Genomic DNA, 14,042 nt, shown 5'->3' with positions numbered 1-14,042 from the left:
AGCCAGTGCTGAGTTATTATTCTCTCCCCATGCCTCATGCCCCATGCCCCATGCCCAATCCCCAATCCTCACTGCTTCTGTAGTTTATTGCCTCAAAAGACGGCAAACACCACTCGGACGTTACGGTTCACCCTAATTACTGAAAGTATTAATTCTTCTACATTAGACAGAGTGAAGACAAATTAATCCATGAACCAACTAAAAACACAATTTAGTTAGTTTAACCGTCCCAAGTAAGGTTCGGGAAACCACCCTTCATGGACTGGCTACCACTAAGCTTCAGTATATATATCAGCATAGTCTGGAGTTTTAACCCCAGGAAAGCCAAATCAAAGGTATTCATGCTGAACTGGCTGATTTCTTGACCCTGTTAGTTCAAAATTTAGTGCTTTATATTCTCATTCATTCATTTGTAGTTATACGGAGCCAGCACCTAAAATGGCAAAAGTAGTTGGAATTGACTTAGGAACAACGAACTCCTGCGTGGCAGTGATGGAAGGTGGTAAACCCACAGTAATTGCTAATGCTGAAGGTTTTCGGACAACGCCATCAGTAGTCGCATTTGCGAAAAATGGCGACAACTTGGTTGGCCAAATCGCCAAACGCCAAGCGGTGATGAACCCCGAAAATACGTTTTACTCAGTCAAACGCTTTATCGGTCGCCGCTACGATGAAGTTAGTAACGAAGCTACGGAAGTTTCTTACAAAGTTCTCAGCAGCAACGGCAATGTCAAATTAGATTGTCCAATAGCTGGTAAACCATTTGCTCCTGAAGAAATTTCTGCAAAAGTTCTTCGCAAACTAGTTGAAGATGCCAGCAAATACCTGGGTGAAACCGTAACCCAAGCTGTAATCACCGTTCCCGCATACTTCAACGACTCCCAGCGACAAGCAACAAAAGACGCTGGTAAAATTGCCGGGATTGAAGTTTTACGGATTATCAACGAGCCTACCGCTGCTTCTCTGGCATACGGGTTTGACAAGAAGAGTAACGAAACCATTCTCGTATTTGACCTTGGTGGTGGTACTTTCGACGTATCTGTGCTGGAAGTAGGAGACGGAGTTTTTGAAGTACTAGCCACATCTGGTGATACCCACCTTGGTGGTGACGACTTTGACAAAAAAATAGTTGACTTCTTAGCTGAGAAGTTCAAGAAAGCCGAAGGTATTGACCTGCGGAAAGACAAGCAAGCTTTACAACGTCTGACGGAAGCCGCAGAAAAAGCCAAAATTGAGCTTTCTAGCGTCAGCCAAGCAGAAATTAACCTACCATTTATCACCGCTACCCAGGATGGGCCCAAACACCTAGATACAACCCTGACTCGCGCTCAGTTTGAAGAACTTTGCTCTGACTTAATTGACCGTTGTCGTATTCCTGTGGAAAACGCCCTCCGAGATGCCAAGTTAAACAAAGGCGATATTGATGAAGTGGTGTTAGTTGGTGGTTCTACGCGGATTCCCGCAGTTCACCAGATTGTGAAGCAGGTATTGGGTAAAGACCCCAACCAAAGCGTTAACCCTGATGAAGTTGTAGCAGTTGGTGCAGCCATTCAAGCCGGGGTACTGGCTGGTGATGTAACTGGCATCTTGCTGTTAGATGTGACACCTCTATCTTTGGGTGTGGAAACATTGGGCGGCGTGATGACCAAAATTATCCCCCGCAACACCACAATTCCCACCAAGAAATCGGAAGTCTTCTCCACCGCTGTGGATGGACAAACCAACGTAGAAATTCACGTTCTCCAAGGTGAACGCGAATTCTCTAACGATAACAAGAGCTTGGGAACCTTCCGCCTCGATGGTATTCCTCCTGCACCACGTGGCGTCCCTCAAATTGAAGTGGTCTTCGACATTGACGCTAACGGTATCCTTAACGTCACCGCTAAGGACAAAGGTACTGGTAAAGAACAGTCCATCAGCATAACCGGCGCTTCTACCCTGGATAAAAATGACGTTGACCGGATGGTGAGAGAAGCTGAACAGAACGCTTCATCTGACAAAGAGCGGCGTGAGAAGATTGAACGCAAGAACCAAGCTGACTCCTTGGCATACCAAGCTGAAAAGCAGTTACAAGATTTGGGCGATAAAGTTCCCGATGCTGACAAGACTAAAGTCGAAGGTTTAGTGAAAGAAGTGCGGGAAGCAGTTGCTAAAGAAGATGATGAGCAAATCAAGAAGCTCACCCCAGAATTGCAACAAGCGTTATTCGCTGTTGGTAGCAACATCTATCAACAAGCCGGTGCTAGTGCCAGTTCCGGTGCTGGTGCGGGTGCTACATCTGGTGGTGAACCTCAAGATAGTAGCAGTTCCTCTAGTTCTAGTAACGGCGACGATGTGATTGACGCTGATTTTACAGAGAGCAAATAATTCCTCTACTTCTTTTGGGAAGATTGTTTTGTTCGACCTCATATTACCCACTCAGGCAAATGCCTGAGTAGGGATTTTTTTTAAGGAGTTAGGGGTTAGAAATTAGGAGTTATATAAAGTCGGGTTAATCTCTTATGCCATATCCACAAGCACCTTGGACACTTCAAGGTTATGCTATCCAAACTCTGCATTTGGTAAATATTGACCAAGTGCGCCCTTTGATTCCCTTAGAGTTAGAAATTATTTCTGTATGGCCTGGTAAAACCCTCGGTAGCGTGTATTTATCTAATTACGGGTCAGGCTCAGTACTGGAGTATAGTGAGTTAATTGTTGTCCCAGCTTTGATTAATTACCAGAGGAAAATCGGCGCTTGGATTTCCCATATTTATGTAGATAATGCTGATTCGGTGGCTGGTGGTCAAGAAATTTGGGGACTACCAAAGGAACTAGCTAAGTTTACCTGGGAACAAGGAAACTATGTTACTGTGCATCAGGAAAACCGGAAATTGTGTAGTCTTAAGTATAATCAACAAAGCTTGGCATGGAGACAGTGGTTAAGTGCCTCTAGTTTCAGCGTCAAGGGTAGTGATTTGCTGATATTCCCTGCTGAATTTGAGTCTGTGTTGGGTTTGATTGGTTCTAAGTTAGAAATCCCTGCTGAAAGTCCTTTTTCTGGAATAGGTTTGGGTCAACCTTGGTTAACTGTGCGCTGTGAGCAGATGAGTTTGCGGGTTGATGCGCCAAAAGTGGTAGGTCAATCAATTTTAGATTAATTTAAAGGTGTTTTATTTGACTCAAAATAAGACACGTTGAGCTTTCACTTTTATTTGTAGATGTCGTCACAGATATGGCGATCGCTCTCTGCTTTTGGGTTATTCTTCAGATAATCATGCGCTACGTCACAACCGCGCTTGACAAGTTCATTTATGTCAAAATTCCAAACTGAAACTCTATCACCACCGCTGGCAATACTCTTAGCATCTGGACTAAAACTCACATTCTGACTGCCAAAGCGCTCACAAGTTGTTACCAAACTGCCATCTATACTCCAGAATTTAACTTTTTCAGCGCTAGCTGAGGCAGGCTATTATTTTGCCATCGGGGCTGAAGGTGACACTGGTAACAGGCTCGTCGCTGGTTAAAGTTGCCAGACTTTTGGAATCTTTGCCGATATTATTAGTGGGATAGGTTCATGCAACAACGCCTTAAAGAACTGCCTCTTTGTTGAAAAGGTGGGGAGATGATATCAAGCGTTAGAAATTTGACACAAGTTGAATCAGGGGAATACGAATAATAAACTCAGCACCAACTCCTGGCTGCGAAATGCATTCTAAAGAACCGCCATGTTTTTGTGTGATAATTTGGTAACTAATAGCCAGTCCCATCCCTGTACCTTGTCCAACAGGCTTGGTCGTAAAAAAGGGATTAAATATTTGCTTTAAAGTCTCTTCTGGTATTCCTAGCCCATTGTCGGCAATGCTAATAGTGACTTGATCTGGTTCTAGTAATTGGGAGCGAATATAAATTCGGGGATTATCCATTTTATTGTATTTTTTTGTTGTCCACCGACCTTTAACTGCTGAATCTTCTAAAGCATCGAGTGCATTCACTAAAATATTCAGAAATACTTGGTTTAACTGCCCAGGATAACATTCAACTAAGGGGAGGCTACCGTATTCTTTGATCACTTCAATTTGCAGGCGCTGGTTAGGAGGGTTGAGGCGGCTTTGAATGATCATTATCGTACTATCAATTCCCTCATTAATATCAACTGCTTTCATTGAAGCTTCGTCTAAGCGTGAAAAAGTCCGCAGGGAAAGAACAATATCTCGAATCCGCTCTGCCCCCATGAGCATCGATTTGAATAATTTGGGAAAGTCTGACCTTAAAAAATCTAGTTCAATGAGATTTGTAAATTCCTCAATTGCCTTGACTGATTGGGGATAATGTCTTTGGTAGATATCTAATAGTGAAAATAAATTTTGGGTGTATTCATCAGCCGATTTTAGATTACCGTAAATAAAGCTAACTGGGTTGTTAATTTCATGGGCAATTCCAGCTACTAATTGCCCCAAACTGACCATTTTCTCATTTTGAATTAACTGAGCTTGAGCCTGCTGTAAGTCTTTGAGAGTTGCGGCGAGTTCTTCTTTCTGACTTTGAGTTTGTTTGAGTAATTCTGCTTGCTGTAATGCTACACCTAGCTGAGAAGCAATTTGGCTAAGTATATATACTTGATCTGTTTGCCATTTTCGAGGTGCATCGTTTTGGTAAACTGCTAGCAGTCCCCAAAGTTGTTGACTTTGATAAATAGCAGTAATCACGTAAGCTCTTGCCTGGCATTGCTCTAAAATTTTCAGGTAGCACTTACTAAAGCCAGCACTGTAAACATCGTCACAAACACGATAAGTTTCATTTTGAGAAAAGCGCCCTCCCTGTGTATCTTGTAAATAAGTATCTGCAATTGGAGGAATAGATAAATTTTTCAAGCTACATTCACTGACATTTTCTACTAATTCTGGTTGATGCACTTGCTGCTGAATTAGAGGCAACCACCCTTGTGCTAAAGATTCAGAGACAACTGTTCCACTCCAATCTCGATTGAAACGATATAAAATTACGCGGTCAGAATTAAACAATTGCCTAATTTCTTGAGTGGTTGTCTGAAAAATACATTCTAAGTCAAGAGATTGACGGATTTTTTCAACGGTGATAGCGACAATCCTCTGAGATTGTGCTGCTTTGAGTGCTTCCATTTTTAGTAATTATACAGGCTAAGAACTGGCTTATTCTAAGTATTTATTGGGCAGGAACACGATTTGTAATAAGAGTTTCAACTCATCAACAACTAGGCTAGTATAAAGTTTGAAAAAGATTTATGAAAACTACCTAAACCTTTCGTGAAAAAGTAAATTTCTAGCTGGTGCTTCAACTAGATATGTGGTTTAACTAGGGTCATACTTTAACTATTTGTAAGTGAATGGGGAGGGAAATGATGATTTCTGTACCACTAGCCACCTGAGATTTACAAGTGAGTTGGTCTCGGTGTTTGTCAACTACAATTTAATAACTAATTGAAAGTCCTAACCCAGTGCCAACACCTCTAGGTTTAGTGGTAAAGAACGCCTCAAAAATTCTTTCTAGAATTTCAGGTGCAATACCAAAGCCGTTATCAGCAATGCGGACAACCACCAAATCGTTGTTTTGGCGCTTGGTAGAGATTTCAATTCGTGGGAGGTGTTGCTTGTGGTGCTGTTCCTCCATTAGCGGCAAATCTGAGCCTTGATTCTGAGAAGCCATAATGATACTAGATGCAACAAAAATCAACTCTTACCTAGAGTTCCCTTGTTCTGCTTCAAAATTAAAATTTTACTGGAAAATTGCAGTGTAATTGACTCAGTAACACTACGGTTGTAAGATGTTTTAGTATGTATATCAGTAGTAGTCAAGGTTTCGGGTTGACCGATACCCTTATTTAATTGTATGTATGAATGTAAGTCTAGAATTATTTTGTGATCCATTGGTGGACATTTGACCAGCCAATAACCATACTTCCCCACCCCAAAATTCGGGCACAATTGCAAATGTATCGGATGGGCTTTGATGCTTCCTTCTTGCTCGTGTACCTCAATCAGAGTTGATATTCTTGATAAGTGCCATGAATTGAGGAGTTAACAGCCATAGAAGCTACTACTGTTAACTCCTGCTTTTGGCTCAATCTATACAGTTAGTTGCCCCATAATAGCATTATTCTATAAACCTACCAATTTCCTAACTGCGCTGCTAACTCAGCGCTTCCTTTATCTGACTATCTTTTCATGAACCTACCCCACTATTCTAAAAATCCCTACTTCTTTTCATAAATGTGCTTGAAAACCTTGATTTTTGGTTTTTCGTTCTCAATAAGCTTAAGCTTTGTAGGACAGATATTATTAGTGGGATAGGTTCTAGTACTTTCGATCCTCGGCATTTTCTACGGCTAAGGTCTTGCTAGGGTTGCAAGCCTGATAAAACTTTTGTAAATCCAGTTTCATTAACTACCTCACAACAAGGCTTTTCTTTATTGTCAGCACAAACCCTGTTACATATTCCGCAAAATTTTTCTTTTTCAGTCATTTCTATAATTACAGCAATTGTTAGGTATTTAGAGGCTGAGAGCGGGACTGGGGATTGGGGAGTAGTATAGTTTAATTATTTAGCTCTCCCCTAACTTCCCAACATTTGTAAGTTATGTAAAGTAGCGTAAAGCCCTCCCTGTTGCAGTAGTTGTTCATGACTTCCCTGTTCGATTAATTCGCCACGCTTGAGAACAAAAATCCGGTCTACATTGCGAATTGTAGACAAGCGGTGAGCAATAATAATGGCGGTACGTCTAAGCAAAAGCTGGTTTAATGCTTCTTGAACTGAAGCTTCTGTACCAACATCCAAACTAGCGGTAGCCTCATCTAGTACCAAAATTTGTGGATTGCGAATGGCAGCCCGCGCAAAGGCTAAAAGTTGCTTTTGACCACTAGAAATATTTGTGCCCCGTTCTCGAAGTTGAGTATCATAACCTTGGGGTAATTCTTCTATAAACTGGGCAATGTTGGTTTCTTCGGCTGCTTGTTGAATCTGTTCAATGGTGTAGCCATCTCCTAAAGAAATGTTGCTTTTAACATCGCCAGCAAACAAAAAGCCTTCTTGTAAAATTACTGCCATGTAGCGCCGCAGTTCTGCTTGTGGTACTTCCCGAATGTCTACGCCATCTATGAGAATGCGTCCTTGAGTGGGTTCGTAGAGGCGGCACAAAAGCCGGATAATCGAAGTTTTACCTGCACCAGTGGGGCCAACTAATGCAATTTTTTCACCAGGATGAATGGTGAAATCTAAGTCTTTAATTACGTAATCATCATTTTTGTAAGCAAACCAGACGTGATCAAAACGAATCTCTCCCAGTTCTGGGGGAGAAGTGAGGTTTGGGGATTCTAGATTTGCCAGGATTTCGTCGATGTAACCAAATTTTGCATCAAATATTGAGAAGCGGACATTGGCGCGATCGCGAATTTCTATCGGTTCATCTAATATATCGCCTACGCGTTCAATGGCAGTGAAACCAGCTTGAATTACTGTAAATTTTTCCGCAAAAGCCCTTAAAGGGTCAAATAATCGCTGGGCATACAATACAAATGTAGATAAAGTCCCGAAAGTCAAGTTTTTTTCCAACAGTAACCAACCACCGACGCACAAAACACCTGCGATCGCAATCAGTCCAACCCATTCTAAGGTTGCTGAAACAAATGAATCATAAAAGATAGTTTTATCCATTTGCTGAGTGTAGTGGCTGTTCGTAGCACGAAACAATTCGGCATTAAATTTTTCTCTACGGAACAACTGCACGACATTAATACCAAGCACATTTTCTTGTAGCTGTGAATTCAGGGTCGAAAGTTCTTCTCGCCCTTTGTAATTGGCATTGCGGTACTGTTTTTGAATGAAAACAATTACCCAGCTAGTTGGTAACAGCATCAATACCAGCAAGCAAGAAAGTTGCCACTGGATGGAAAACATTAAACTCAAAGTCACCAGCATTAAAAACAAATCGGATATAATGCCAACTGCCCCAGTAGAAAAGACATCGCCTAACACTTCCACATCGCTGGTGATTCTGGTAATTAATTTACCTACGGGTGTGCGGTCAAAAAAGCGCACTGCTAGAGATGTTACATGCTGAAATAAGTCTTGGCGAATTGCTGCGGTGATTTGTTGCCCTAGCTTTTGGACTATATAACCTTGGAAACCTGTCAACATCAATTGGATTGCGATCGCAATTACCAATAATCCCTCTAGGATATTTAGCCCTTGCGAGAAGGGACGATTCCTGAAAAATTCGTAAGTGCTTGGTTCGTTACGAATCAGGGAAATTACTTGGCCAATCAAGAAAGGTTGTACGGCATTAGCTAGTGCGATCGGTACAAGTAGGCACATCGACAGCGCCAGTAGCCGTCCGTTACGACGGGCATAAGGCACCAAACGCAAAAATAACCGCCAGTCATTTTCACGCCGACGATCTGGTGTATAAGATTTTTTGAGAGATTGGTAGATGCTCATAGTAAGAGCATTATATTAATGTTTGGAAAAAAACACGCTTGTTTAAAGTAGCGTTTATCTTCCTACTCTGATACCATGCCTGAGATAGAAACTGCAAGACTACTACTAAGACCCTATATTCCTCAAGATTTGGATGATTCCCTTTACATTTTGCAATCTTAAAACTATTAGTCCCCTACCCAGAAATATTGCCACTGTTTAATTTAATTTGGCGGCTCAAAACGATTCACAACCGCAGCCCACAGAATCATTGGCGAACCAACTGCTAAACATAAGAACTTTCAAGGGCTGGAAGCCTTCAGGCTGCCCTGACTGGGTTACAGCCCAAAGGTTTGATTTATAATGCCGAGCAAGGTTATCAACTGGCATTGCCTTTACTGGGCTTGTGGTTGCGGCAACGGTTGAGTTGAAAATAGCGATGTAACAACAAGATTCCCAACTTTTGAAAGAAATCGGGAATACGAGGGCGCACTGCTATCATTGGTGTCAACTTAACGTAAAAACCTTGTAATGACGTTAGAGCAAACTTACTCAATTATCAATTAGTCTGCAGTCACCCCACCCCGGCTTTGCTGAGGCAAAACCTCCCCTCCCCTTGGCAAGGGGAGGGGTAAAGCGTATGTGCGACGAAGGTTTGAGCTTAAGTCGACACCAATGCACTGCTATGCGCCCCTACAGTAATTGTATTAATTGCTTCATAAATATTCCTGTAAGTATGAAAAAATAGCATACTTATCTGTTTACGTCTTATATCTAAAGATAGAAGATTGAGGTTAAAATTTGGGAAACCTAAGAGGGGTTCATTCCCAAGAGATGTCCTACCTACTTATCGCAGAATGCAACTGAGGTCAGATGACGCAACCTTTAAATCAAGTCAAAGAATGGGAACAACGTCGTGACGAAGCAAACCGCTACTACCAACGGGGGAAATTTCAAGAATCTCTCGATCTTGCAACCAAAAATTTACACTTGGCTAGAGCAATTCCAGACCGAGCCAGAGAAGGTTATACATTAAACGACCTCGGTTTAGCTCACCTCAGTTGTAGGCAACCTCAAAAAGCATTAGAGCGCTTTTATCAGGCGCTTTCGGTTGCTATTGAAATTGGCAACACCCCAGCACAGGCAACTGCACTTAGCAATCTAGGTTCTACCTACAGCCGTCTTGGACGCTTTTCGCAAGCGTTGGAATATTTTGACAAAGCTCTGCCAATCTTTAGGCGATCGCAAGATACTCAAAGTGAAGTTTCTACTCTCAATGATGTCGCACTAATTTATACGCGTTTAGGAGAACCAAAACGGGCACTGTTGCTACAACACCAAATTTTGAGGATGCGGCGATTATTAGGTGACTTTTCTGGTGAAGCAACAACGCTCAATGGCATTGGATTTGCCTACAATGTCTTAGGCAAGCTTGAGCAAGCGCTAGAATTTTTTCAAGCAGCACTGCCAATTCAACGAGCTGTGAAGAATTTGCTTGCAGAAGCAACGACCTTGAACAATATTGCTTCTGTGTATCATGATTTAGGACAACCGAAACAAGCGCTGTTGCTCTACTATCAAGTTCTTTTGACACGTCGAGCAATCAGCGATCGCTCTGGTGAAGCAACAACCCTTCATAACATTGGTTTTACCTACAGCACCCTGGCAGAGCATCGCCAAGCAATGAAGTTCTACAAGCAAGCCATTGTGATTTATCAAGAACTGGGCGATAATCTCGGAGAAATTTCAACTTTGCTGAATATGGGAAACCTTTACGCCACCACGAAACGCAAAAAAATGGCGCGATCGTGCTTCCAAAATGCCCAAGAGTTAGCAGAGCAAATTGAATATCAGCCACTTTTAGAAAAAGTACACCAGTTCATAGATTCTCTGTAGCGTCCACTTCCCCTTCTCCCATATTGGGAGAAGGGGTTAGGGGATGAGGGCAACCCTACTAGTGAAATTAAATATGCGTTATCCAGAAGCCTTGTAGAGACGTAGCACTTGCTACGTCTCTAGATTCTTTTTTACCCTAGCTACAATACCAAAGTTGTAGCTAGAACAAGGACATCTATGAAAGCTTACGAAATTCAAAGCAACGCCGGGATTGATGCCCTGGCATTAGTCGATCGCCCTGAACCAAAACCCGCACCTGGACAAGTTCTGATTCAAGTCAAAGCAACATCCTTAAATTATCGGGATCTACTGGTTATTGAAGGAGCTTACGGTGCTGGACAGAAATATCCGTTAATTCCCATGTCTGACGGTGCGGGAGAAGTTGTGGCGGTGGGGGAAGGTGTGACAAGGGTAAAAATAGGTGATCGCGTGGCTGGTATTTTCTTCCAAGACTGGATTTATGGCTCTTTAAGCAAAGAGAAAATGAAATCCGATCTCGGAGGCGGTATCGATGGAATGCTGGCTGAGTATGTCTTATTACACCAAGATGGTTTAGTAATATTACCTGATTACCTATCCTACATTGAAGGCGCAACTTTACCCTGTGCAGCAGTCACAGCTTGGCATGGACTTGTAACAAAAGGCAATATTGGCGCGGGTGATAGTGTTTTATTACTCGGTACTGGGGGCGTTTCGATTTTTGCTCTCCAGTTTGCCAAGATACATGGTGCTAAAGTTATTATTACTTCCAGTAGTGATGAGAAATTGGCACGAGCGAAACAGCTTGGTGCTGACGAGACAATCAATTACAAAACAACGCCAGATTGGGAAAAGCAAGTTTACCAATTAACGAATCGCACAGGTGTAGATCATGTAGTTGACGTAGGCGGTGCAGGTACTGTGCCAAAATCACTACAAGCTGTTCGCATTGGAGGACGTATTAGCTACATTGGCGTATTATCAGGTAGAGGAAGTGAAATTGACCCCATGCCAATACTTTTTAAGAGTTTAACAGTTCAGGGAATTTATGTTGGTAGTCGAGAAATGTTTGAGGTGATGAATCAGACAATGCAACAGCATCAAATCAAACCAATTATTGATCGAGTTTTCCCCTTCGCTGAAGCACGGGAAGCTTATCATTATCTCAAAAGTGCGGCTCACTTCGGTAAAGTCGTAATTCGTAATGACGCTCGATGACTCGCTAACGCTGCGCTAACGTAATTCGTAATTTTAAAAAGTTTAATTTTATGTTTCAAGTGGGGTTTAAATTCCCACTTGAAACATAGTTATGAATTACGTTTAAACAGCAGCGAGAGTAGGCGCAGCGAATTTAGCATATCGCTCGATGTAGAATTCTTTAGAGTGAGCGATCGCTTTCACAGATTCACGCTCTTTCAAAGCATGTTTCCACTGGCGTACACGGGTAAATTGCTCTGGTATCCCAAAGCCGCGATACTCCTTGAGTGCAGCCCAGCGCTCAAACCAGGGGAAATAGGTGAAATCGACCAAACTAATGGATTCACCAAACCAGTAAGGGCCTTCTCCAGATAGCTTTGCTAAACCTTCGTTTTCAATGAATTCCAGATGTTTAGATAGTTCCTGTTTAACTTCCTCTTGTTTTTCGGGATCTGAACTCCGCAGCAGGGTAGAAAAAGCAGGAACAAACCTAGTGTTAGCAAAATCGATCCAGATGCGAGCCTGTGCCCTATCAATGGGGCTGCTGGGTAACAGTGGTGGATTGGGAAATACCTCATCGAGATACTCGTTAATTACTGCTGACTCCCAAACTCGGTTATCGCCATGAGTTATTGCAGGTACTTTCCCATAGGGGGAAACTTTGGTAAATCCTTCAGGCTTATTTTGCAAGTCAATCTCAATCAAATCGAAGTCGATGCCTTTCTCTTGGAGTACCAAGCGGGTACGGTGAGCATAAGGGCAAACAACTGCACTGTATACTTTAATTTCAGCCATGTTTAAATTCCTTAGTAAATAGGACTTGTTAATCGGCATTGGGAATTGAATTTGAATTCAAAATCCCAAATCTTAAATGGGCATTGGGCATTGGGCATTGGGCATTGGGCATGGGGAATAAAGGATGAGTCTTTGATAACTCGCTGACGAGTCTTTGATACTCGTGAATGAGTCTTTGATACTCGCTGACGAGTCTTTGATACTCGTGAATGAGTCTTTGATACTCGCTGACGAGTCTTTAATACTCGTGAATGAGTCTTTGATACTCGCTGACGAGTCTTTGATACTCGTGAATGAGTCTTTGATACTCGCTGACGAGTCTTTAATACTTGTGAATGAGTCTTTGATACTCGCTGACGAGTCTTTAATACTCGTGAATGAGTGTTTGATACTCGTGAATGAGTCTTTGATACTCGCTGACGAGTCTTTAATACTCGTGAATGAGTCTTTGAACTCCACTCCCCTGCCCCTCTGCTCCCCCTGCTTGCTCCTCTACCCCCCTACCTTCTCCTACAGCCAGGGTATTTCTTCAGCTGCATAACGGAAGGCGCGGAAGACTGTATTTTGCTCTCCACGAGTTACCGGCGACTTCTCACCTGGAATATTCCGAGATGCAAAGTGGGGATTGATGTATTCCCAAACAATTTCCCCTGTAACTGTCACCTCGAATATTCGACCATAAGCACCTTCTGTAATCAAGGTATTGCCATTGGCTAAACGTTGCGCTCCTGATATATAAGCACTGAAGAAATTTTGGGGCGGGTTGTCGGTGTATTCCCAAACTATCTCTTTCGTTTGGCGGTTTACCTCAATCACACGCGAGAAATTGAGAGCAATGTTACGGCGATGTGCGCCATTATCGAAAATCAAGATGTTACCGTTAGCTAGTTCGTTTGGGAAGTGCTGCTGTGCTAGCACGTCATCGCCTAGCGTCCAGATGATTTCTCCAGTTTTGCGATCGACAATCACAACTGTGGAGATATTACGAAAGCTCACTATAATGTTGCCATCAGCGAGTTCACCTACAGTATTTCCATGAGTCCATTCATGTCGATGATCCTGGGGTGTAATCGTAAATATATCTGAATCGAGGTGTTCGTGGGCGTGCCAAGTCCAAACAATTTCACCTGCTGGAGTTACCTCATAAAGCACATCAGCATAGATATCACCATCTGGTTCTGTACCTGGTACGCCACCTTTGATTCGAGGAACCAAAGACTGAGGTATCTTTTCAATGGCCAGTATAATTGTGTTGCCATTGGCTAGTCTGCGTCCATCGTGATGATGATCTGGATGCTTATATTCCCAGATAATATTTCCCTTGGGATCTGCTTCTAAAACAACGCCACTTTTGAATGCAGCCCATAAAGCAAAACGTAGTGGTTCTTCTGGTGGAGTCTTTCCGTTATAAAAAAGGTTGCCATTGGGCAAGAGATAACCGTATAACCCTGGTGGATAAGGCAGATTCCACTGGTGTACTACTTCTCCTTCCAAGTTCAGAAGGTAGACTTCACCTTGACCTGTCAGAGGTGTGAAAAGTGTGTATCCTTTAAATACTTTTTCGGGATTGTAAGCCTTTAAACCAGTACCCCGACGACGAATAGTATTTTGGTCAATTGATATTGCTGTAAAAGTCATATTTACCTGCTAAATATCTAGTTTTGAATCTAAGAACTAGAACAGAGTGCATCGCTTATCTCTACTCGTTTCTGAACAATTCACACTCACTACTCAGCACTCAG

At 42.5% G+C, this 14,042-nt stretch carries 10 protein-coding genes and 1 pseudogene; 5 read left to right on the top strand and 6 right to left on the bottom strand.

Annotated elements, in window-relative coordinates; genetic code table 11:
• Positions 1-438 precede the first annotated feature (438 nt).
• Entirely contained in the window at positions 439-2,367 is a 1,929-nt protein-coding gene (dnaK, locus tag V7L12_RS01840; RefSeq protein WP_334823839.1) for a molecular chaperone DnaK, read from the top strand.
• A gap of 134 nt (positions 2,368-2,501) precedes the next feature.
• Positions 2,502-3,140, top strand: a complete 639-nt coding sequence (locus V7L12_RS01835; RefSeq protein ID WP_335081598.1) for an acetoacetate decarboxylase family protein — start codon at positions 2,502-2,504, stop codon at positions 3,138-3,140.
• Positions 3,141-3,190: 50 nt separating this feature from the next.
• Here V7L12_RS01835 and V7L12_RS01830 read toward each other — a convergent pair whose 3' ends face one another.
• From V7L12_RS01830 to V7L12_RS01815, 4 genes are all read right to left on the bottom strand, one after another.
• A complete protein-coding gene (locus V7L12_RS01830) occupies positions 3,191-3,400 on the bottom strand; it encodes a hypothetical protein (protein WP_335081596.1) in 210 nt (69 codons plus the stop codon).
• Positions 3,401-3,620: 220 nt separating this feature from the next.
• On the bottom strand, positions 3,621-5,123 hold the full coding sequence (locus V7L12_RS01825) for a GAF domain-containing sensor histidine kinase (RefSeq protein ID WP_335081594.1): 1,503 nt from the start codon (positions 5,121-5,123) through the stop codon (positions 3,621-3,623).
• A gap of 307 nt (positions 5,124-5,430) precedes the next feature.
• Positions 5,431-5,667: an ATP-binding protein gene (locus tag V7L12_RS01820; RefSeq protein WP_335081591.1), complete on the bottom strand. Its 237-nt coding sequence runs from the start codon at positions 5,665-5,667 to the stop codon at positions 5,431-5,433.
• Between the two features lie 906 nt (positions 5,668-6,573).
• A complete protein-coding gene (locus V7L12_RS01815) occupies positions 6,574-8,454 on the bottom strand; it encodes an ABC transporter ATP-binding protein (protein WP_335081589.1) in 1,881 nt (626 codons plus the stop codon).
• Positions 8,455-8,732: 278 nt separating this feature from the next.
• On the opposite strand from V7L12_RS01815, the pseudogene V7L12_RS01810 reads away from it, so the two are divergent.
• From V7L12_RS01810 to V7L12_RS01800, 3 genes and pseudogenes are all read left to right on the top strand, one after another.
• A pseudogene (locus V7L12_RS01810) lies at positions 8,733-8,864 on the top strand (ATP-binding protein); the annotation flags it as partial.
• Between the two features lie 442 nt (positions 8,865-9,306).
• Positions 9,307-10,329: a tetratricopeptide repeat protein gene (locus tag V7L12_RS01805; protein ID WP_335081587.1), complete on the top strand. Its 1,023-nt coding sequence runs from the start codon at positions 9,307-9,309 to the stop codon at positions 10,327-10,329.
• A 177-nt stretch (positions 10,330-10,506) separates the two neighbouring features.
• Complete coding sequence (locus V7L12_RS01800; protein WP_335081585.1) at positions 10,507-11,526, top strand: zinc-dependent alcohol dehydrogenase family protein; 1,020 nt, start codon at positions 10,507-10,509, stop codon at positions 11,524-11,526.
• Between the two features lie 102 nt (positions 11,527-11,628).
• On the opposite strand, the gene V7L12_RS01795 is transcribed toward V7L12_RS01800, so the two are convergent.
• Entirely contained in the window at positions 11,629-12,300 is a 672-nt protein-coding gene (locus V7L12_RS01795; protein WP_335081583.1) for a glutathione S-transferase family protein, read from the bottom strand.
• Between the two features lie 510 nt (positions 12,301-12,810).
• The gene (locus V7L12_RS01790) at positions 12,811-13,938 is read right to left on the bottom strand and encodes an aryl-sulfate sulfotransferase (protein WP_335081580.1); all 1,128 of its coding nucleotides are present in this window, start codon (positions 13,936-13,938) and stop codon (positions 12,811-12,813) included.
• Positions 13,939-14,042 lie beyond the last annotated feature (104 nt).

It is taken from the genome of Nostoc sp. (assembly GCF_036918245.1).
Classification (GTDB): Bacteria; Cyanobacteriota; Cyanobacteriia; order Cyanobacteriales; family Nostocaceae; genus Nostoc.
Note: the sequence above shows the minus strand (reverse complement) of the source record. Positions and strands in the feature narration are given on the sequence as shown.